Raw genomic sequence first — 19,949 nt, 5'->3', positions numbered from 1 at the left:
CTATCCCGTGAACTCCACCCGGTGCGTCTTCGTCTCGGGGTGCGCGGCGGCGAGCAGCCGCAGGCCCTCCTCATCCAGCGCCCTGCGATCCCGCTCCGGGACGGGTCCGAACGGGTCGATCCGCAGCGCCGCCTCACCGCGCTTCTTCTCGATCTTCCACATGCCGTGGACGAAGCCGTCCACGAGGAACGTCGCCCGGATGATGCCGTTGACGGTGAAGATCCGCTTGCGGTGCTCCTCGGTGATGATCCGCGCCCGGTCGGCATGGGAGAGCAGCAGGTTGTCGAAGTCCGGGACGAACCGGACCGGCGCCGGAACGTCCGGATCGGGACGCGGCGCGCCGGGCAGGTCGTACAGCGTCCGGCCGTTCTCGTCCTGGAACACCAGCAGCCGGGGGCGGAGCCGCTCGACGACCTCGCCGAGCCGGGTCAGGCCCGACCAGTGCTGCACGTCCTGGACGCTCGCCGGCCCGAACGCGCCCAGGTAGCGCAGCACGAGATCGTCCAGCGAGAGCGCCGAAGGGGTGTCCGGGCCCGTGTCGGCGTTCAGCCAGGTGTCGAGCGTCGTGTGCTTGGCCACGCCCGACGCGCCCCAGATGCCGCGCGGCGGGACCTGGACGAGCGGCAGCCGGCACCGGACGGCCCAGCCGAGCAGCGCGGGGTCGTCGTCCGGCCACCGCTCGGCCAGCAGCGCCCGCAGCTCCTTGTCGGTGCGCGGCTCGTCCGCCAGCAGCCGCCGGGCCTCGGCGACGACGGCGTCTAGGTCGATGCCGTTTAGCTCCGCGGCTTTGGTCTTCACGTAGCCGTCCAGGACGGCCTGGGTGTGCGGGCGCAGCGCGCGGGCGTCGCGGGCGCTGACCAGGTGCAGCGTCCCGCGCATCACGACGATCCGGAGCGCGCGGCGGGCGGTCATCAGCTCGCCGACCTCGGCGAAGCCGAAGTCCGCGAGGCGGCTCCACAGCCCGATGTACGGCGGGTTCGGCGCCTGCGACTGCATGCCGACGAGATGCTCGATCGCGTCCAGCGCGGGCATCGCGTGCCGCTCCAGCAGGAGCTGCCGGGCCAGCAGGGCCCGGTTCAGCGCCCGCCGTCCGAGCACCGGGGCGTCATCCGTCATAGCGCCCCCGAAGCTCGGGCCACGTGGGAGGAGGGCCCGGGAGCTCCTCCTCGCCGGTCAGATGCAGGGCGTCGAGCATGAGCGCCAGATAGCGGTGCTGCAGCCGGTTCATCCGATCATCGTCGCCGATCCGGATCGCGTGCAGGTACTCCAGGATGACCGAGATGTCCCCGACCTGGATCTCGGGACGCAGCGCCCCCGCCTCCTGCGTGCGCTCCAGCAGCGCCTTCGTCGCGAGGTGGATCCGCTGCCCCTTGCGGCTCATCTCCTCGGTGACCTCGAAGCTCCCCGCGAGCCGCATCGTGAGCGACCCGGCGCCGATGTCCAGGCAGCGGCGCATGAACCCGGCGAACGCGTCCCAGGGGTCGCCGTCCTCGTCCAGTGCGGCCTCCACCTGGGCGAGGTAGCGGTCCATCCCGTCGTCGGCGAGCTTCTGGAGCAGGTCCTCCTTGCTCTTGTAGCGGCGGTACAGCGCGCTGATCCCCACCCCGGCGTGCTCGGCGACCGCCGAGATCGGCGCGCCGGGATCCGCGGTGAACACCGCCCGCGCCGCCTCCCGGATCAGGTCGTCGTTGCGTGCCGCCTGTGCTTTGCGCCCGCTCATGGGCGCCGGTGCCGTGGTGTCCATACCGCCATACTAAGGGAACGAACAATTCCGTTCTATCCTCAGCCGCGTCCGCCCCGGCTCGCGGCGCGCCGGGTCCGGCTCGCACCGCGACCGGCGTGGACCTGTCCGGGCCGATGCTCGCCCGCGCCCGGGCCCTCGCCGCGGAGGAGGACGTCCGGAACGTGACGTTCGAGCAGGGCGACGCGCAGGTGTACCCGTTCGGCGAGGGCGTCTTCGACGTGGCGGTCAGCCGGGCCGGGGTCATGTTCTTCGCCGATCCGGTGGCCGCGTTCGCCAACGTCCGGAAGGCGCTGCGCGAGCCCGGCCGGCTGGCGCTCGCGCTGCGCGCCGCGCGGAGGCGGTCGGGGCCGGGCTCGGCCCGCTGCCCCAGCCCGGCGCCGGGACGGTCGAGGAGAATCTGCGGGCCTACGTCCGGCACGGGCTCGTCGTGCACCACGCGCTGCTGCCCGCGCTGGCCGGACTGCTCGCCCAGCCCGCCGTCCTCGCCCGGTTCGCCGAGCTGAGCGGCGGTGACGAGGACTGGAACCGGCGGCTCGCCGCCTACCTGCGGGCCGAGCGCGATCTCGGCCGCCTCGCCCCCGGCGCCCGGGTCGACGCCGCCACCTCCATGATCGTCGGAGCCTGCCACGAGTCGGTGCTGTCCGTCCTGTTCCAGGGCCGGGGCATCGCGCGGCAGGTCTCCGCGGACATGGTCGACGACCTCGTGGAAGCCGTCCTCCACGGCCTGGCCCCACAGCGGCCGCGCCAGGGCGGCTAGGAGGCCATGGCGGTTCGGACCTCCTCCAGGGTGCGGTCCGCGATCGCGTTGGCGCGCTCCTCGCCCTCGGCGAGGACGCGGCGCAGGTGCGTCCGGTCGGCGGTGAGCTCGGCGCGGCGGGCGCGGATCGGGCGGAGGAACTCGTTGACGGAGTCGGCCACGACCTTCTTGAGCGCGGCGGCGCCGCCGTCGCCGATCTCGGCGGCGACGGCGTGCGGGTCGCGGTCCTGGCAGAGCGCCGCGATCTGGACCAGGGTCGACACCTGCGGGCGGGTGCCGGGCGCGTACGTGATGCGCCGGTCGTCGTCGGTCACGGCACGCCTGATCAGCCGGGCGGTCTCGTCCGGCCCGGCGGACAGGGCGATGGCGTTGCCGCGGCTCTTGCTCATCTTCTGGCCGTCGGTGCCGAGCAGGCTCGGCGCGGCGGACAGCAGCGCGTCCGGGACGGGGAAGACGGGCGCGTACCGCTCGTTGAAGCGGCGCGCGATCGTCCGGGTGATCTCCTGGTGCGGGAGCTGGTCCTTGCCGACCGGGACGAGGTTCGCCTTGCAGAACAGGATGTCGGCGGCCTGGTGGACGGGATAGGTGAACATCAGCCCGCTGACCGACGCCTGCCGCGACGCCGCGATCTCGTCCTTCACGGTGGGGTTGCGGTTCAGTTCGGCGATGGAGACCAGCGACAGGAACGGCAGCATGAGCTGGTTCAGCGCGGGCACGGCGCTGTGCCGGAAGATCGTCGCCGTGGACGGGTCGATCCCCGCCGCGAGATAGTCGGCGACCAGCCCTTCGGCGTGCTCGTCCAGCCGGTCGGCGGCGTCCCGGTCGGTGAGGACCTGGTAGTCGGCGACCAGCACGAACAGCTCCACGCCCGCCCGCTGGAGCCGTACCCGGTTCGCGAGCGTGCCGAAGTAGTGGCCGAGGTGCAGCGGCCCGGTGGGACGGTCGCCGGTCAGGATCCGGAACGCGCCGGGCTCGGCGGCGATGCGCTCCTCAAGCTCGCGGCTCCGGCTTTCGGCGGCGCGCAGGCCGCCGCTCTCGGGGGTGGTGTTCTCCATGGTTCTCTCCTCGATAGGTCGATCCGGCCGTCCCGCCGGACCTGGGCCGTGTCATCGAGGATGAGAAAGGGCCGTCCGATGGGACGGCCCGATGGCGTGCGTTGGGGTCGGCCGTCCTAGGACGGCCACCAGCCCTGACACACGGTGCGATTCATGCCCTCCAGGATAGACCATTGGATGCGGCTGGTCGCAGATAATCTAGAACGAAACCATTGGGTAGGCTGGCCGCATGACGTCGATGGCCCCTGCCCGCACCAGCCCCGACCTGTCGTTCCTCCTCGACCGCACCAGCCTCGTCCTGCGCAGCCGCATGACGGCGGCGCTCGCCGAGATCGGGCTGACGCCGCGGATGCACTGCGTCCTCGTGCACGCGCTGGAGGAGGAGCGCACCCAGATCCAGCTGGCCGAGATCGGGGACATGGACAAGACGACGATGGTCGTCACCGTGGACGCCCTGGAGAAGGCCGGGCTGGCCGAGCGCCGCCCGTCGTCCAGGGATCGGCGGGCCCGGGTCATCGCGGTCACCGAGGAGGGCGCCCGGGTCGCCGCGCGCAGCCAGGAGATCGTGGACGGCGTCCACGAGGCGGCCCTCGGCTCGCTCCCGGGCGAGGAGCGGGAGGTTCTCCTGCGGGCGTTGAACGCCCTGGTCGGCGGGCATCTGGCGACCCCGTCCGAGGGCCCGAACCCGGTCCGCCGGGCCCGCGAGCGCACAAAGTAGAACCGATAAGGATCGTCTACAACAAAACTATCTGCTACGGTCTATCTTATGACCGTGCCTTCACTGCTCCGTTCTCGCTGGGCCGCGCTCGGCGTCCTGTCCGCCACGATGCTGATGACGATCCTGGACGGCTCGATCGTCACCGTCGCCCTGCCCGCCATCCAGGACGACCTCGGCTTCTCACCCGCCGGCCTCAGCTGGACGATGAACGCCTACCTGATCCCGCTCGGCGGCCTGCTCCTCCTGGCCGGACGCCTCGGCGACCTCATCGGCCGCCGCACGCTCTTCCTCGCCGGGAACGCGGTGTTCACGGCGGCGTCCGTGCTCGCGGGCGCGGCGACGACGTCCGGCCTGCTGATCGCCGCGCGGTTCCTGCAGGGCGTCGGCAGCGCGCTCGCGTCCGCCGTCGTCCTCGGCATCATCGTCACGCTGTTCACCGACACCCGCGAGCGGACGACGGCCATCGGGATCTTCAGCTTCACCGGCGCCGCCGGCGCGTCCATCGGGTCGGTGCTCGGCGGGGTGCTCACCGACGCGCTGAGCTGGCACTGGATCTTCCTCATCAACCTGCCGATCGGCGTCGCCACGATCCTGCTCGCGCTTCCGGCCCTCCCGCGCGACCGCGGCCTCGGCCTGTCCGCCGGGGCCGACCTCGCCGGAGCGCTCCTCGTCACGTCCGGGCTGATGCTCGGCATCTACACGGTCGTCAAGGTGGAGAGCCACGGGTGGATCTCCGCGCACACCCTCGGCCTCGGCGCCGTGTCGCTCGGCCTCCTCACCGCGTTCGTCGCCCGGCAGGCCCGCGCCGCGACCCCGCTGATGCCGCTGCGGATCCTGCGCTCCCGCAACGTGTCCGGCGCCAACGCCGTGCAGCTGCTGACCCTGTCCGCGATGTTCGCGTTCCAGGTCATCGTCGCCCTCTACATGCAGCAGGTCCTCGGCTATGACGCGCTCGGCACCGGCCTGGCGATGCTCCCGGCGGCCGTGCTGATCGGCGCGGTGTCGCTGTTCGCCTCCGCGCGGCTGTCGAACCGTTTCGGTGAGCGCGCCGTGCTGATGGCGGGTCTCGTGCTCCTCATCGGCGCCATGCTGTGGCTCACGACCGTCCCGGTGGACGCCGACTACGTCACCGACCTGCTTCCCGTGTTCGTGCTGATCGCCGGGGGCGGGCTCGTGCTGCCGTCGCTGGCCGGGCTCGGCATGTCCGGCGCCCGCCCGGACGACGCGGGCCTCGCGTCCGGGCTGTTCACCACAGTCCAGCAGGTCGGGATGGCGCTCGGCGTCGCGGTCCTGACCACGCTCGCCGCGTCCCGTACCGAGACCCTCCGGGCGGACGGGCGGGACGCCGCCGCCGCGCTCACCGGCGGCTACCACCTGGCGTTCGGCGTCTCCGCGGGCCTGCTGGTCGCGGCGCTCGCCGTCGCCGCCCTCGTCCTGCGCCGCCCGCCGCAGGCACCGGCCTCCGACGGCGCCGCAGAGCCGTCCACCACGACCGTCAAGGCGTGAAAATGCGCTTGGCCGCCGCTCCGATACGGCACTACCGTGCCGACGTGGATCTCTTCTCGCGCTCCTGGACGGCGCTCCGCGCGGCGGTCGACGATCTCTCTGACGAGGACATGGAACGGCCGTCCGGCTGCACCGGCTGGCTCGTCCGCGACCTGGTGTGCCATCTGATCATCGACGCCCAGGACGTGCTGATCACGCTGGTCACCCCCGCCGACGCCGAACCGACCGCGGACTCGGTCACCTACTGGGACCTGGTCGAGCCCCCGACCGGCGACGACCCGCTCGACGCGCTGATCCCCCGGCTGGCCGCCGCGTACGGCGAGCCGAGGCTGCTGAAGTTCCACTTCGACGATGTCGGGTCGGCCGCCGGGCGGGCCGCCGGACTCGCCGACCCGTCCGCCTGCGTCAGCACCCAGGACAAGGTGCTGACGGCAGGCGACTACCTGTCCGCGTACAACATGGAATGGACGCTGCACCACCTCGACCTGATCGCGCACCTGCCCTCGGCCGCCGGACCGCCCGCCGAAACCCTCGCGGCCGCCCGCGCCTCCCTGGAAGAGATCGCAGGGGCACCGTTCCCCGCGTCGTTCTCCGACACGGACGCGCTCCTGGTCGGAACGGGCCGCCGCGCCCCGGCGGACGCCGAGAAGACCGCGCTGGACGGCGAACTGGCCGCAAGGCTCCCGCTCGTCCTCGGCTGAGCCCGCCGAGAAGGGCCAGGCCGACCGGCTAGTGGGGCAGAAGGACGAGGAGCAGCGGAACCCCGGCGATGACGGGGACGGCGACCGTCGCGGCGAACCGGGACATGCGCGGCAGCTGCTGCGGCTCAAGCAGCCGGTTCACCCGGACCATCACCGGAATGTCGCCGTGGGACGCGACGCCGAGCGTGCCGGACGGCGCGGCGGCCGGGCGGGCGGCGGCGAACCGCAGCAGCGCGGTCGCCAGCTCCCGCGGCGGGCGGCCGTGCCTGGCCCGGTCGTCGGCGGCCATCTCGATCAGCAGCTCGACCGCGTCCAGGCACCGTCCGACCAGCCGGAGCTGGGGGAACACCTGGCGCAGCGACGCGAACGGCAGCAGCACGAGATCGTGCCGCTCGCGCGCGTGCGCGCGCTCGTGCGCGAGAACCGCGGCCAGCTCACCGCGGTCGAGGAGCTCCATCGTCCCGGCGCTGACCACGACCTTGGACGACCGGACGCCCGGCACACAGTACGCCGCCGCGCCGGGATGGTCGAGGACGAGGGTGCCCGGGACGGCCGAGTCGTAGCGCGACACCAGCGCCAGCAGCGCCCGGTGCCGCCGCCGGGCCCGGACGACCCGCACGACCGCGTACATCAGCATGACCAGCAGCACGCCGGTGAGGCTGACGGCGGCGAGCAGCGCCGCGACCTGCACGGCGTTCAGCCGGGCGGCCTGGTCGTCGTACAGCCCGGGCAGCCCGCCGAGGACGCCCTTCCCGTACGGCAGCAGCGCGAGCCCGAGCAGCGCGCCGATCGTCGCGACGCCCCAGCACAGCCCGAGGGCCTGCCAGAGCGCGATGCCGAGGCGCGGGGTGCGCCACGTCCACCGGGCCCGGGACAGCCAGTGCGCCCCGCCGACGGTCCCCAGTGAGATCAATGCGAGCAGGGCGGTGCCGGTCATGCCGGAGGTTCCTTGCCTGTGAGGCCGGCGAGGGCCTGCCGGATGACGTCGATCTCGTCCTCCGACACGGACCGGACGAAGTGGACGAGCGCCGCGTCGCGGTCGCCCGTCTCGTTCAGCGCGCCGAGCATCAGCTCGGTGACGTAGCCCTCCCGGCTCGCGACCGGGCGGTACCGCCACGCGCGGCCGTCGCGCTCGCGCGCGAGGAAGCCCTTCTTGGCGAGCCTGTCGAGCACCGTCATGACGGTAGTGTGCGCGAGGTCGCGGTCGCCGGCGAGCGCGCGGCTCACGTCACGGGCCGTCGCCGCGATGTGACCGGCGTCCTCCCGCGCCCACAGGACCTCCATGACCGTGCGTTCAAGCTCTCCCAGACCTTTCACGCCAGCCAGATTATCCGACGCCCCCGACACTGACCACGTCAGGTAGTACTACCGCCGGTAGAGGGCGTGACGAGGCCCATCTCGTAGGCGATGATGACGAGCTGGACCCGGTCCCGCGCGTCCAGCTTGGCGAGCAGCCGCGCCACGTGCGCCTTCGCGGTCGCGACGCTGATGAACAGCTCCCCGGCGATCTCCTGGTTGGACATGCCCCGCCCGACCAGCGTCAGCACCTCCCGCTCCCGCTCCGTGACGCCGCCCGCCGGACGCGACGGCGTCGCCGCGGGCCTCGCACGGGGGCCGGGCCCGGCCGCGAACTCCTCGATCAGCCGCTTCGTCACGCTCGGCGCGATCAGGGCGTCCCCTCCGGCCACGACGCGGATCGCCGAGAGGATCTCCTCCAGCGCCATGTCCTTGACGAGGAACCCGCTCGCGCCCGCCCGGAGCGAGCCGTACACGTACTCGTCGTCGTCGAACGTCGTCAGCATCAGCACGCGCGCCGTGGTGATCCGCCGGGTCGCCTCGATGCCGTCCATGTCGGGCATGCGGACGTCCATGACGACCACGTCCGGCCGGACGTCCTCGACCAGCCGGACCGCCTCGGCGCCCGTCCCCGCCTCCCCGACGATCTCCAGGTCGGGGGTGTCGGCGACGAGCACGCGCAGCCCGGCCCGGATCAGCGGCTGATCGTCGGCCAGCACGATACGGACGGTCATGGCACCGCCACCACCGCCGCCTCCGGCGCGGGAATCCGCGCCGCCACCCGGAACCCGCCGCCCGGCCGCGGCCCCGCCGCGAACTCGCCGCCCAGCAGCCCGACCCGTTCCCGCATGCCGACGATGCCGTACCCGGTGCCGACCACGCCCCCGCGCCCGTCGTCGTCGACCTCGATGGACAGCTCCTCGTCCCCGTACCCGATCGTCACCCGGCACTCGGACGTGCCCGCGTGGCGCACCACGTTCGTGATCGCCTCCTGGACGATCCGGTACGCGGACAGGTCGACGTCCGGCGGCAACGGCCTCCGCCCGCCCTTCCGGCGGACGTCGACCTGCACGCCCGCGTCCTTCGCCGCCTCCGCCAGCCGGTCGAGATCGTCCAAGCCGGGGGAGGGGCCGAGCGGCGCGGCTCCCGGGTCGTCCTTGCGGAGCGCGGTGAGCATCCTCCGCAGCCCCGAGAGCACATCGCGGCTGGTGGCCTCGATGGCGTCCAGCGCGTTGCGGGCTTCGGCGGGCTGCGTGTCGATCACCCGTCCGCCCACGCCCGCCTGGATCGCGATGATCCCGATGCTGTGCGCGACCATGTCGTGCAGCTCACGCGCGATCCGGAGCCGCTCCGCCGCCACCGCCTGCGCCGTCGCCTGGACGCGCATCATCTCGGCGTTCGCCCGCCGCACCCGGACCGAGTTCCCCGCCAGCCAGGTGACCGCGACCGCCAGGAGGACGGTCATGAGCAGGACCTCGTCGGCATGCAGGAACGCCAAGGCGGACAGGGCCTGGACGGCGACCGTCCCGGCTGCGACCGGAAGCGAGACCCTGCGCCGACGGGTCGCCGCGATGTAGCCGACCCCGAGATCAGTGATCACTATCTGCAGGGCGGCGATGCCCCCGACGGGCATCTGCAGAAGGGCCCAGGTCCAGGCCAGGAGCAGCGTTCCCTGGCCCGGCAGCGGATGGCGCTGGAGCAAGGCGGCCACCAGCACCGTGAGCAAAGCCGACACGAAGACTTCCACGCCGACGAAGCCGTTCCTGCCGGTCATCACCGCGACGACCAGGCAGAAGGGGTACAGGACGGTCGCGGACCAGAGCAGGACCGTCCAGGCGACGCGGCGCACCCGGCGTACGCGGCTCAGCGTCAGGGCGGACATGCGCCGATCGTAACCGCCGCCCCTACCGCGCACATTAGCCCGCGGGCCTAATCCCACGGGCTGACACGCCTTTCACGAATGTATTCGGAGGCCCGATGCCTTTGACACACAGCCGCCGCCACCGTTGTCCGCATGAAACGCTGGCTGGCATTCGTCCTGGCAATCGAAGTCCTGGGAATTGTGACCTTCTCCCTCACCTACGACTCGCTGGACTTCCGCATCTACCGCCTGGGCGGCCACGCCATCACGGACGGCACGAGCCTCTACGACGAGCAGCTTGCCGAGCACTGGTACACCAACACACCCTTCATGGCCGCACTGTTCATGCCATTGGCGGCGCTGCCGCTGACCCTCGCCCGGCTCCTCTGGCAACTGGCCTCGCTAGCGGCATTCATATGGGCATGCGCGACGACATTGAAACTGAGCGGCCACGACACCTCCCTGAAAGCCGTAGTAGCCGGTGGCCTCCTCCTGGCACCGGTCTGGCACACCTTTTTCCAGGGTCAGGTAAATTTGTTCCTGCTGGCGTTCATCCTCGCCGACATGCACCGCGTCGCCGAGGGCCGTCGAGCCGGAATCGGCATCGGCATCGCGACCGCCATCAAGCTGACCCCGGCCATATTCATCCTCCTGCTCCTCGCCACAAGACGAACCAAGGACGCCTTCACCGCAGCCGGAACCTTCGCCGCCTGCACCCTCCTCGCCTACGCCATCGCACCGGACGCGTCCCGGCTCTACTGGCTGCACACCTTCTACGACACGTCCCGCGTAGGCGTGCCGTACATCAGCAACCAGTCCCCATACGGAATGCTCAACCGCGTCCTGCGAGGAACCGCCGAGGTAGGCGACTGGTACACCGCCATGACCGTCACCATCGGCATTCTCGGCCTGACACTCGCGACCCTGTGGGCGAGACGCGGCGACTGGCTGGCCGCCATAGCCATAACGGGCGTGACGGGCCTCCTCGTCTCTCCCATCTCCTGGGCCCACCACTGGGTATGGATCGTCCCGGCCCTGACGGTACTCATCCGCGACAACAACCGGGTCATCGCCGCCTGCGCCTACGTCCTCTTCGCCCTAGCCCCCATGTGGTGGACCCCCCACAACGGCCATCCACTCCAATACGGCTTCCACCCACTCCTGACACCAGTAGCCAACTGCTACCTGCTTGCCGCCGTCTTCTTCCTGACGCACATGTCCATCCGCCTCCGCCGCGAACCGCCTCAGCGCGGGTCCATGACCACGAACGAACCGAGAATGCGCCTGAGCCAGCCACCCCGGGGCCGCTTCTCCACCCGCCTGGCCCGACGGGACGGCGGCCTGGAGCGCACGGCCGGACGGGACGCCCCGGGGGGTGTGGGCGCGGCCCGTCCGGCCGTGCGGTTCTGGAGGGACGCCCGGGAGTACCGGCCGTAGTGGACGCGGCCGGACACCTCCTCCAGCAGGCGTCCGAGCCCGTCCGGGTCCGGCGCCTCGACCACCCGGTAACGGCCCCACCGGTCCTGGGTCAGCGCCCACCAGCTCCCGGTGAACTCCCCGCGCCAGGCGCAGCGGCAGCCGGGGAACCGCCGCGCCAACTCCGCCGCAACCCGCTCAGGGTCGAGTTCGGCCGCCGCCCACGGGGTCACCGCTCCTCTCCGAGGTACCCGAGGACGAACACGGCCGCCTCTATCACCCGGTCGGCGGGCGCGATCGGCTCGCCCCACGACGTGAAGAGCTTGCGCGCGGCCAGATGCGCGGCAAGTGCCGCGAGCCGCACGTCGGGAGTCATACCATCGTCCACAGCCAGGACCCTTTCTCCTGGTCAGGCCCCGGCCCACACGGTGTTCCAGCACCGGGTCGGGGCTGCTTCGTCTTCGGAGGCAGGACGCAACCCGTCCCGCGACTCTCAGTGAATCGACATCACAGGCCGCAAAAAAATATGAGAATGCGGAGACAGGACCCGGAGAACCCGGAGACGCGAAAGTCTCCGGGTCAACAAAGGGGGCATACACAATTGAATGCCCAAAATCCCCCATTGTGGGCAGTCCGGCTGCGTGCCGAACGTGCAGCACGAGGCTGGAACAAACACGAGATGGCCAGGCAACTCATGCGCGCCGACGGCCTCCGGCAGGGCGAAGTGGAGAGTGTGGCCCGCCAGATCTACGACTGGGAGAAGGGCCTGCACATCCCCCGCGACTGGGCACCGGCCTACGCGAAAGTGTTCGAGATGGACGCCTCCGAACTCTTCCCAACAGGAGAGGCAAAGGAGGCATCCTCTACATATGACCCCGCCTCCGACTTCGAGGACGACGACATGAAACGCCGCGCTCTCCTCGGCCTCCTAGCCACCACCGCCGTGGCCGCCCCCCTGGCCCGTGATGCCGAACAGCTCCGTGGCACCCTCACCAACACACTCACGACTGATGTCACCGACCGCGATGCTGACGCCTGGGAGCAGGTCGTCTTCGACCACGCGCACGAGGCCGGTTACCTGCCGCCCGCCCAGGTGCTCCCTGAGATACTGGCCGACCTGTCCGAGCTCGACCTGCTGATCTCCCGCGCGAACAGCGTCGCCCGCCCAAGGCTCATCAACGCGGCCGGGTATCTCTCCATCTTCACGGCCATCACGCTTCTCGGGCTCGGCGATGCGCGGCGAGCCCGGCGCTGGTGGCGAACCGCCGTCCGTGCGGGAGATGAGTCCGGCGATCCTCTCCTCGCCTCGTACGCGCGGGGACGGCAGGCGGTACTCACGCTTCCCAACAGCGGCTCCGAGAAATTCGTGCTGGATCTCGCCGAGAAGGCCATAGAGATCAGCCGGGACAAGCCGTCCGCAGCTCTGGCGAGCGGTCATGCGACCAAGGCTCAGGCCCTCGCCCAGATGGGCCGCGATGCCGAGGCACGGGAGACCCTGGACGAACTCAAGCGGGTATTCGATCGGCTCCCCGACCGTGTCCGAGACGACCAGAGTTCTCAGCTCGGGTGGTCGGTCCAGCGGCTACACCACACCGCCGGATTCGTGTACACCCACACTGGCGACCATGAGCGCGCCCGTGAGGCCCAGGACAAGGCGCTTGCCGCCTATACGTCCAGGAGCATCCTGGGGCCTGCACAGGTCGAGATGTACCGCGCGACCACTCTCATCCAGGAAGGCGACGCCGACGCCGGAGCGAGGCACGTGATGGGGGTCTTGGAGCGGCTACCTGCCACACATCGCAAGACCTACACCGTCCGCAGAAACGCGGTAACCGCACTTTCGATGGCCTCGCCCAAGGACGCACGCAGGCCCGCCCTCCGCGACGCCTACGCAATGCTCACCACCACCACCCGCTGAACGCCCGCAACGGCAGTCGGTGGCGTGATGTGTCTGTGACCTTTTGGGTCTGATACACACTCGGAGGGCTTGGAGTGTGTATCGTTTGGGGCATGGCGAGAATCAACATCACGCTCCCGGACGAACTCGCCGCGACGTTGCAGGGGCTGGCCGAGGAGAAGAAGATCGCCTCGGTGTCCGGATTCCTCGCGGACGGGGCGCGGCTCAAGCTGGCGTTCCTGCGGGACGCGTCCACGATCGACGACCTGTTCGGCCCGCCGAGCCCGGACGAGCAGGCCATGGTCGACCGGCTCGTCGAAGGCGGCACCCCGAACCGCCGGGACGTCGCGTGATCACCGGTCACGTCTTCGACGCGACCGCACTCCTGGACCTCGCCACCGGCAAGACGATCTACGTCCGCGCCCGGCTGCGCGCCTCGATCGCCCAGCACGCCACGATCGTCATTCCCGCCACGGCGCTCGCCCGCGCGTGGCAGCTCGTCCCCGACCACGGGCGCGCCGTGCTGGAGCGCCTGCCCGGCATGCAGGTCGTGCACGTGGACGACCTGGACGACGTGATCGCCCAGCAGACCGGCCTGCTCGTCACCGCGAACCCGTCCCTCGGCATGGACGCGGCGCAGGCCGCCTGGTCGGCGCGCTGGCGGCGCTGGCCGCTGATCACCGCGGAGCCGGACGTCTACGAGGACGTTCCCGGCGTCCGCGTCGAGCAGATCCCGTAGGCGCGGCTCAGGCGTCGTTGATCTCGTCGGCGCGCTGGCCCGTGACGAGGTAGACGACGTTCTCCGCCACGTGGACGGCGTGGTCGGCGAAACGCTCGAAGTAGCGGCCGGCCAGGGAGATGTCCACTGCCGGCTCCACGCCGTGCTTCCACTTGGGGGAGAGCATCATGTCGAAGAGGCGGCGGTGGAGGCGGTCCATCTGGTCGTCGTCGGCATCCAGTTCGAGGCCCATCTCGACGTCCTGGGACGCGATCACGCTGCCCGTCTTGGCGATCATGCGCTCGGCGATCTGGCCCATCTCCAGGACGGTGGCCTGCAGCTCCGGCGGCACGGCGGACTCGGGGTGGCGGCGGCGCGCGGTCTTGGCGATGTGGACCGCGAGGTCTCCCATGCGTTCGAGGTCGCCGCTCATCCGGAGCGCGGTGATGAGGGTGCGCAGGTCGCCCGCGACGGGCTGCTGGCGGGCCATCAGGTCGAACACGGTCTCCTCGATCTCCGCGTCGACCTTGTTGACCAGCTCGTCACCGCTGATGACCTCCTCGGACAGGCGCAGGTCGGCGTCCAGTAGCGCCGTGACCGCGCGGGCCATAGCGGAGCGGACGAGGCGGGTCATCTCCACCAGCCTGTCGGAGAGGGAGTCGAGCTCCTCGTGGTAGGCGTCGCGCAATTCGGGGTTCCTTCTGTGCTGAGGCCACGGCGTCCGGGAGGCAGCCGATGCCGGAGATAGTGCAAACAGGGGCGAAACGGGCGAGTTTTGTGGTGTCCGGGCGGACTCGCCCACGCCACAGCATGCCGTGAGGCCATGAACGCGTCCGGGAAATGAGGTGAACTTTCGGGGAACGCGACCGCGATGACCAGGGCCTCCGGGTGGACCTGCGCCGCGCGCCGCTTACGATCCGTGGTGTGGAGGTCGAACTTGTCGCGAGCCTGACCGGGCTTGCCGGGCTCGCGATCGGGCTCGCGACTGGATTGGCGGTGCGGGTGAGCGAGCGTGCCCAGCAGGCTGCGGTTCCGGCGGCACCGGTGGGCGGCTTGCCGCCCGGTGTCGCGTCCGTGCTCAGCGTCCTGCGGTCATCGGCCGTCGTGGTGGACGCCGAGGACCGCGTGCTGCGTGCCAGCTCCGCCGCGCGGGCCTTCGGCATCGTCAGCGGCGACCGCCTCGTCGTGGACGAGGTGCTCGCGATGGCCCGGCTCGTCCGCCGGGACGGGGAGATCCGCGAGACCGAGATCCAGGTCGGGCCGACGAGCGTGCGGAGCCGCGCCGACGGGCGCTGGTTCGCGGTCCGCGTGGCGCCGCTCGGCTCGCACGGGCTCGTCCTCGTCCTCGCCGAGGACCTCACCGACATGCACCGCACGGAGGCGATCCGCCGCGACTTCGTGGCCAATGTCAGCCACGAGTTGAAGACGCCCGTCGGCGCGCTGTCGCTGCTCGCCGAGACCGTCGAGGTCGCCGCCGAGGATCCCGAGGCCGTCCGGCGGTTCGCGGGACGGATGCAGTACGAGTCGGTGCGCCTGACCAACCTCGTCCAAGACCTGATGACGCTGTCGCGCGTCCAGGGCGACGAGCCCTTGCCCGCGCTGCGTCCCGTCATGCTCGACGAGGTCACCGCGGAGGCGCTGGAACGCTGCCAGACCAAGGCGTCCGGCAGGGACATCGAGCTGACCTCCGGCGGCGAGCACGGCCTGCGGGTGCGGGGAGATCAGGAGCTGCTGGTCACCGCGCTGCGCAACCTGGTCGACAACGCCGTCGCCTACAGCCCCGAGAACACCCGGGTCGTCGTCGCGACCCGGCGCCGCGACGACGGGCACGTCGAGGTCAACGTGACCGACCAGGGCATCGGCATCCCGGACGCCGAGGTGGAGCGGATCTTCGAGCGCTTCTACCGGGTCGACCCGGCCCGATCCCGCCAGACCGGCGGCACCGGTCTCGGCCTCGCCATCGTCAAGCACGTCACCAGCAAGCACGGCGGCGACGTGACCGTGTGGAGCAAGGAGGGCCACGGGTCGACGTTCACGCTCCGGCTGCCGCTGCTGGACGCCCCGCCGCGCCCCTCCGGCGCGACCGCGGCCAAGAGCGCGAACGCCGGCAAGCGGGCACCGGCCGACCAGCCCGACGCGGACGGAAGGTCCGGCGCGAACGCGAACAGAGAGGCCGCAGAAGAGACCGGCGCGGACGCGGGCAAAGACGCGGACGCGGGGAATAACACAGATACCACCGCCCAGGAGGCAACACCGTGACCCGCGTGCTCGTCGTGGAAGACGAGGAGTCGTTCAGCGACGCACTGTCTTACAACCTCCGCAAGGAGGGCTTCGAGGTGGCCGTGGCCGCCACCGGCCCCGACGCGCTGGACATTTTCGAGCGCAACGGTGCCGATCTCGTCCTTCTCGACCTGATGCTCCCCGGACTCCCCGGAACCGAGGTGTGCCGCGAACTGCGCGCCAAGTCGAGTGTCCCCGTCATCATGCTGACCGCCAAGGACAGCGAGGTCGACAAGGTCGTCGGGCTGGAGCTCGGCGCCGACGACTACGTCACCAAGCCGTTCTCCACCCGAGAGCTGATCGCCCGGATGCGGGCCGTCCTGCGCCGCCAGGGCGAGGTCGAGGAACTGGCCCCCGCGACATTGGAGGCCGGGCCCGTCCGGATGGACGTGGAACGGCATGTCGTCAGCGTCGGCGGCGAACCCGTCCAGCTGCCGCTCAAGGAGTTCGAGCTGCTGGAGGTGCTGCTGCGCAACGCGGGCCGCGTCCTGACCCGGATGCAGCTGATCGACCGCGTCTGGGGCGCCGACTACGTCGGGGACACCAAGACGCTGGACGTCCACATCAAGCGCCTGCGCGCCAAGATCGAAGAGGTGCCGTCCTCGCCGCGGTACATCGTCACCGTCCGCGGCCTGGGCTACAAGTTCGAGCCCTGATGAATCGACAGAGAACGGCCCGTCCCAGTGGGGACGGGCCGTTTTTCATGCGCGGGACCGGCCTGGGCCTCAGTGGCCGGAGCCTCCCGGAGACTGGCCGCCCTCGGCAGGCGACTGCGTCGCACCGGGCTGGGGCGTACCGCCCGGCTGGGGCGTGCCATGGCCAGGCGAACCGGGCTGAGCCGTCGGCGTGGACGGCTGATGAGCGCCGCCCGGGTTCGCCGATCCGGGCGCCTGCTCGACCGGCTCGGCAAGCGGGAACGCGCTGAACTCGCCCTGCTGCGGCACGATCGGCACCTGGAACTGGACGGTGCCGGCCTTCTCGAACTGCATCTGCACGGGGACCCTGGAGCTGGCGAGCAGCTCCTGCTTGAGCCCCGGCAGCACGACGAGCGCCTGCTCGCCGCCCGGCGTGGTCGGGGTCGGAGGAGCGCTCTGCTGCGCGGGGCTGCCGGTGGGCTGCTCCGGCGTGGCGCCCGCGCCCGTGGGCTCCGGCGTCGCGCCCGCGCCGGTCGGCTCGGGTGTCGCGGCGCCGCCGGTCGGTTGCGGGGTCGCGGTGCCCTGCGGCTGGCCGGACGGCGTCGTCCCCGGCTTCTTGATCTTGTTGCCCGCGGGAGGCGTCGGGGCGGGCGTGCCGGACGCCTTGCCGAGGAGGTTGACGGGGCTGCCCATGCCGTCCGGCGCGGCGGCCGGGAGCACGAGGCCCCCGCCGTCGACCTCGCCGGGGCCGAAGAGCGGGGAGCTGACCGAGATCAGGCGGTCCGGCCTGCCCTTGACCTGGTTGATCAGCACGCCGTAGAGCGCCAGCGACGACCCGGCCGAGATCGGCTTGCCGGGCGGCGGGGCCAGCAGGAACACGTTGCGCAGGGCGATCTGCGGCTCGGCCGGCTTGTCCAGCGGAACGGAGACGTTGACGCCGTCGGTCAGCTGCGTGGGCGACGCCGACTGAGGCTCCTCGCCGGCGCCGCAGCCGGAGATCACCGGCGCGATGGCGACGGCGCCCGCGACGGCGAGCACGACCATTCGACGGCTGTTACGGATCACGGCGTCGGTCTCCTCGCGAAATGGCAGGGAAGTTCGGTGAGAATGGCGTCGCAGACGCCAGGGGAAGCGTAGCGACACCCGGCCGGAAGTCCCTCCCCGGGGTGCCTGACACGCCCGCGTCCATCCCGGTCTGGCGGGCGGTGAGCCGTCAGCCGGTCTGCAGCGCCTTGACCTTCCCGGCGAGCTCCGGCCCGGCCTTCGGCGCCCGGGCGACCTCCTTGACCACGCCGTCCAGCTGCACGAAAACGGCGGTGAGGCTGGTGGCGGTCGGTCCCGGCGTGCCGGGCGGCGGCGCGTAGGCCGTCGCGAGCAGGCCCTGGCGGTCTTCGAGGACCTGCGGTGCCCCGTCGTGGGCGGTGCCCGCGCACGCCTTCAGTTCCTTCAGCGACGTCCCCTTCCTGCCGCCGGACGGACGGGGGTCGGCGACCAGGTAGAACCTCAGCTCGTTCTCCTGCGTCCTGCCGGCGAGCTCCGCGACCACACTCTCGCACTCGTACGCGGGCGGGACGATGCCGATGACCCCCGGCCGCAGGTCGCGGATCCGCATGGGCGTGCGCTCGCCGGTCACGATGTCGACGTCGCCCGCGGGCAGCAGCCCGCCGACCTTGCCGGGGCTCGCCGACGGCCGCGGCGCGAGCTGGGCGCCTGTCGGACGCGGCGCGGGACGCGGCCCGAAGGTGGTCATGAGGACGCCGCTGAGCAGCGCGACCAGCAGCGCGCCCGCGATGATCGGGATGGCGACGCCGAACCGGGTCAGCGGGCGGCCGACGCGGTGGAACCGGTCCCGGCGCCGGCGGCGGCGCTCCTCGCGGCGGTAGGCCGCCACGTCGCGCTCCAGCTCGCGGGCGTCGTCGGGCACGACGACGTCAACGCGGGGAAGCCCGTAGTCATCGGGCTCCGGGTCGTCGCCGTCCGGCCTCACGCCGCACCTCCCGTCCTGGCTTCGCCGAGGCGCTCCGCGGCCCCGTCCGGCGGGGCCGTGCTTTCGGCCGGGCCGTGGTCCTATTCGGACCCTTCCGGGCGCTTCGTACCCGGACCACCCGGCATGTTCACCTCCAGTATGGAACGCATCTCGGCCGTCGGCAGGGGGGATGCTTGTAACCGGGACGCCCTTACCGGTAATGGCGCCGGGGCGGGATCAGGGTGGTCTCTCGGCTACCCTGAGTACGGGGAACTGGTCGTGGATGCACCATTAAAGGGCTTTGTCAATACCCCAATATGCAGCTTGACCTGGGCATTTGTCTGGAAGGCCGGTTCAGCCACCCTCGTTTCCGTGGTACCCTGGTTCTAGCGGAAGGGGTACTTGTCACATGACTTTCCAGGTCGGCGACACCGTCGTCTACCCCCACCATGGGGCTGCTCGGATCGAGGCCATCGAGACTCGCACCATCAAAGGTGAGGAAAAGACCTATCTGGTCTTGAAGGTCGACAAGGGCGACCTGACAGTGCAGGTCCCGGTCGAGAACGTCGAGGACGTGGGCGTCCGTGACGTCGTCGGCCAGGAGGGTCTGGAGAAGGTGTTCGAGGTGCTGCGCGCGCCCTACACCGAGGAACCCACCAACTGGTCCCGCCGGTACAAGGCGAACCTTGAGAAGCTCGCTTCCGGCGATGTGAACAAGGTCGCCGAGGTCGTCCGCGACCTGTGGCGGCGCGACAAGGAGCGCGGCCTGTCGGCCGGCGAGAAGCGCATGCTCGCCAAGGCGCGGCAGATCCTGGTCAGTGAGCTCGCGCTCGCGGAGAAGACCAACGAGGACAAGGCAGAGGCTCTGCTCGACGAGGTCCTGGCCAGCTGAACGGCCGGACGGGTTGAGCGCAAGGCTTCCACGGGTGGGCGTCGGAACCGACGTCCACCCGTTCTCGTCCGAGCCGCGTCCACTGTGGGTCGCCGGGCTCGAATGGCCCGGTGAAGGCCACGGGCTCGCCGGCCACTCCGACGGCGACGTCGGCGCGCACGCCGCCTGCGACGCGCTGCTGTCGGCCTGCGGCCTCGGTGACCTCGGCGCCGTCTTCGGCACCGCGGACCCCCGCTGGTCCGGCGCGTCCGGCGTCGCCCTCCTCAGCGAGGTCGCCCGGCTCGCCCACGAATCCGGCTTCACCATCGGCAACGTCGCCATCCAGATCATCGGCAACCGCCCCAAGATCGGCAAACGCCGCGCCGAAGCCGAGAAGATCCTCACCGCCGCCCTGGGCGGCGCCCCCGTCACCGTCTCCGCCACCACCACGGACGGCCTGGGCCTCACCGGCCGAGGCGAAGGCTTGGCCGCCATCGCCACCGCCCTCGTCCTCCCACCCACCTGACC

General features: G+C 71.2%; 24 protein-coding genes. 13 read left to right on the top strand and 11 right to left on the bottom strand.

All coding sequences use genetic code 11. The annotated features are described in order from the left end of the window. Both ETD83_RS20060 and ETD83_RS20055 read right to left on the bottom strand, forming a co-directional pair. Positions 1-1,116 (bottom strand): winged helix DNA-binding domain-containing protein, encoded by a 1,116-nt coding sequence (locus tag ETD83_RS20060; protein ID WP_138646672.1) that lies wholly within the window; start codon positions 1,114-1,116, stop codon positions 1-3. Beyond that, positions 1,106-1,744, bottom strand: a complete 639-nt coding sequence (locus tag ETD83_RS20055) for a TetR/AcrR family transcriptional regulator (protein ID WP_230421039.1) — start codon at positions 1,742-1,744, stop codon at positions 1,106-1,108. The genes ETD83_RS20060 and ETD83_RS20055 overlap by 11 nt, the downstream gene beginning before the upstream one ends. A gap of 95 nt (positions 1,745-1,839) precedes the next feature. On the opposite strand from ETD83_RS20055, the gene ETD83_RS43785 reads away from it, so the two are divergent. Together ETD83_RS43785 and ETD83_RS20045 are read left to right on the top strand one after the other, a co-directional pair. After that, positions 1,840-2,247 (top strand): class I SAM-dependent methyltransferase, encoded by a 408-nt coding sequence (locus ETD83_RS43785; RefSeq protein ID WP_230421038.1) that lies wholly within the window; start codon positions 1,840-1,842, stop codon positions 2,245-2,247. After that, entirely contained in the window at positions 2,172-2,501 is a 330-nt protein-coding gene (locus ETD83_RS20045) for a hypothetical protein (RefSeq protein ID WP_138646671.1), read from the top strand. The genes ETD83_RS43785 and ETD83_RS20045 overlap by 76 nt, the downstream gene beginning before the upstream one ends. Here ETD83_RS20045 and trpS read toward each other — a convergent pair. Then, the gene (gene trpS, locus ETD83_RS20040; protein ID WP_138646670.1) at positions 2,498-3,556 is read right to left on the bottom strand and encodes a tryptophan--tRNA ligase; all 1,059 of its coding nucleotides are present in this window, start codon (positions 3,554-3,556) and stop codon (positions 2,498-2,500) included. The two genes, ETD83_RS20045 and trpS, sit on opposite strands and share 4 nt — an antisense overlap. 229 nt (positions 3,557-3,785) lie before the next feature. On the opposite strand from trpS, the gene ETD83_RS20035 reads away from it, so the two are divergent. Genes ETD83_RS20035 through ETD83_RS20025 form a run of 3 tightly spaced genes read left to right on the top strand, consistent with a single transcriptional unit; the run spans position 3,786 to position 6,481 of the window. Then, on the top strand, positions 3,786-4,274 hold the full coding sequence (locus ETD83_RS20035; RefSeq protein WP_138646669.1) for a MarR family winged helix-turn-helix transcriptional regulator: 489 nt from the start codon (positions 3,786-3,788) through the stop codon (positions 4,272-4,274). A 48-nt stretch (positions 4,275-4,322) separates the two neighbouring features. Next, positions 4,323-5,780 (top strand): MFS transporter, encoded by a 1,458-nt coding sequence (locus tag ETD83_RS20030; RefSeq protein ID WP_138646668.1) that lies wholly within the window; start codon positions 4,323-4,325, stop codon positions 5,778-5,780. A gap of 44 nt (positions 5,781-5,824) precedes the next feature. Next, the gene (locus ETD83_RS20025) at positions 5,825-6,481 is read left to right on the top strand and encodes a maleylpyruvate isomerase N-terminal domain-containing protein (protein ID WP_138646667.1); all 657 of its coding nucleotides are present in this window, start codon (positions 5,825-5,827) and stop codon (positions 6,479-6,481) included. Positions 6,482-6,509: 28 nt separating this feature from the next. Here the strand turns inward: ETD83_RS20025 and ETD83_RS20020 are convergent, their stop codons facing one another. From ETD83_RS20020 to ETD83_RS20005, 4 genes are read right to left on the bottom strand one after another with little or no spacing between them, the layout of a single operon-like run. Beyond that, on the bottom strand, positions 6,510-7,418 hold the full coding sequence (locus tag ETD83_RS20020; protein WP_138646666.1) for a M56 family metallopeptidase: 909 nt from the start codon (positions 7,416-7,418) through the stop codon (positions 6,510-6,512). Further along, positions 7,415-7,798, bottom strand: a complete 384-nt coding sequence (locus ETD83_RS20015) for a BlaI/MecI/CopY family transcriptional regulator (RefSeq protein WP_138646665.1) — start codon at positions 7,796-7,798, stop codon at positions 7,415-7,417. Before ETD83_RS20015 ends, ETD83_RS20020 begins: the two co-directional genes overlap by 4 nt. Before the next feature lie 38 nt (positions 7,799-7,836). Continuing rightward, on the bottom strand, positions 7,837-8,511 hold the full coding sequence (locus tag ETD83_RS20010) for a response regulator (RefSeq protein ID WP_138646664.1): 675 nt from the start codon (positions 8,509-8,511) through the stop codon (positions 7,837-7,839). Continuing rightward, positions 8,508-9,659, bottom strand: a complete 1,152-nt coding sequence (locus ETD83_RS20005; protein ID WP_138646663.1) for a sensor histidine kinase — start codon at positions 9,657-9,659, stop codon at positions 8,508-8,510. The genes ETD83_RS20010 and ETD83_RS20005 overlap by 4 nt, the downstream gene beginning before the upstream one ends. 132 nt (positions 9,660-9,791) lie before the next feature. Between ETD83_RS20005 and ETD83_RS20000 the strand changes: the two genes are divergently transcribed. After that, complete coding sequence (locus tag ETD83_RS20000) at positions 9,792-11,075, top strand: glycosyltransferase 87 family protein (protein ID WP_138646662.1); 1,284 nt, start codon at positions 9,792-9,794, stop codon at positions 11,073-11,075. A gap of 208 nt (positions 11,076-11,283) precedes the next feature. On the opposite strand, the gene ETD83_RS42635 is transcribed toward ETD83_RS20000, so the two are convergent. Continuing rightward, on the bottom strand, positions 11,284-11,430 hold the full coding sequence (locus ETD83_RS42635; RefSeq protein WP_171064336.1) for a hypothetical protein: 147 nt from the start codon (positions 11,428-11,430) through the stop codon (positions 11,284-11,286). A 303-nt stretch (positions 11,431-11,733) separates the two neighbouring features. Here ETD83_RS42635 and ETD83_RS19995 point away from each other — a divergent pair, with 303 nt between their 5' ends. The 3 genes from ETD83_RS19995 (at position 11,734) to ETD83_RS19985 (ending at position 13,690) form a co-directional block, all read left to right on the top strand. Beyond that, positions 11,734-12,972 carry a hypothetical protein gene (locus ETD83_RS19995; RefSeq protein WP_138646661.1) on the top strand — a complete coding sequence of 413 codons (1,239 nt, stop codon included), beginning with the start codon at positions 11,734-11,736 and terminating at the stop codon, positions 12,970-12,972. Between the two features lie 92 nt (positions 12,973-13,064). Further along, a complete protein-coding gene (locus tag ETD83_RS19990) occupies positions 13,065-13,304 on the top strand; it encodes a ribbon-helix-helix domain-containing protein (RefSeq protein WP_131966931.1) in 240 nt (79 codons plus the stop codon). Further along, a complete protein-coding gene (locus ETD83_RS19985) occupies positions 13,301-13,690 on the top strand; it encodes a hypothetical protein (RefSeq protein WP_138646660.1) in 390 nt (129 codons plus the stop codon). Before ETD83_RS19990 ends, ETD83_RS19985 begins: the two co-directional genes overlap by 4 nt. 7 nt (positions 13,691-13,697) lie before the next feature. Here ETD83_RS19985 and phoU read toward each other — a convergent pair whose 3' ends face one another. Then, a complete protein-coding gene (gene phoU, locus ETD83_RS19980; RefSeq protein WP_138646659.1) occupies positions 13,698-14,357 on the bottom strand; it encodes a phosphate signaling complex protein PhoU in 660 nt (219 codons plus the stop codon). A gap of 236 nt (positions 14,358-14,593) precedes the next feature. On the opposite strand from phoU, the gene ETD83_RS19975 reads away from it, so the two are divergent. After that, positions 14,594-15,928 carry a sensor histidine kinase gene (locus ETD83_RS19975; RefSeq protein WP_138646658.1) on the top strand — a complete coding sequence of 445 codons (1,335 nt, stop codon included), beginning with the start codon at positions 14,594-14,596 and terminating at the stop codon, positions 15,926-15,928. Further along, positions 15,925-16,605 carry a response regulator transcription factor gene (locus ETD83_RS19970; protein WP_131966927.1) on the top strand — a complete coding sequence of 227 codons (681 nt, stop codon included), beginning with the start codon at positions 15,925-15,927 and terminating at the stop codon, positions 16,603-16,605. Before ETD83_RS19975 ends, ETD83_RS19970 begins: the two co-directional genes overlap by 4 nt. A gap of 69 nt (positions 16,606-16,674) precedes the next feature. On the opposite strand, the gene ETD83_RS19965 is transcribed toward ETD83_RS19970, so the two are convergent. Both ETD83_RS19965 and ETD83_RS19960 read right to left on the bottom strand, forming a co-directional pair. Beyond that, on the bottom strand, positions 16,675-17,649 hold the full coding sequence (locus ETD83_RS19965) for a hypothetical protein (RefSeq protein WP_138646657.1): 975 nt from the start codon (positions 17,647-17,649) through the stop codon (positions 16,675-16,677). Positions 17,650-17,797: 148 nt separating this feature from the next. Next, positions 17,798-18,571 carry a hypothetical protein gene (locus ETD83_RS19960; RefSeq protein ID WP_138646656.1) on the bottom strand — a complete coding sequence of 258 codons (774 nt, stop codon included), beginning with the start codon at positions 18,569-18,571 and terminating at the stop codon, positions 17,798-17,800. A gap of 388 nt (positions 18,572-18,959) precedes the next feature. Here ETD83_RS19960 and ETD83_RS19955 point away from each other — a divergent pair, with 388 nt between their 5' ends. Both ETD83_RS19955 and ispF read left to right on the top strand, forming a co-directional pair. Beyond that, a complete protein-coding gene (locus ETD83_RS19955) occupies positions 18,960-19,442 on the top strand; it encodes a CarD family transcriptional regulator (RefSeq protein ID WP_067459337.1) in 483 nt (160 codons plus the stop codon). Positions 19,443-19,476: 34 nt separating this feature from the next. After that, entirely contained in the window at positions 19,477-19,947 is a 471-nt protein-coding gene (gene ispF / locus ETD83_RS19950; RefSeq protein WP_205717780.1) for a 2-C-methyl-D-erythritol 2,4-cyclodiphosphate synthase, read from the top strand. The last annotated feature ends 2 nt before the right edge of the window (positions 19,948-19,949 follow it).

This window comes from Actinomadura soli (genome assembly GCF_005889715.1).
Taxonomy (GTDB): domain Bacteria; phylum Actinomycetota; class Actinomycetes; order Streptosporangiales; family Streptosporangiaceae; genus Spirillospora; species Spirillospora soli.
Note: the sequence above shows the minus strand (reverse complement) of the source record. Positions and strands in the feature narration are given on the sequence as shown.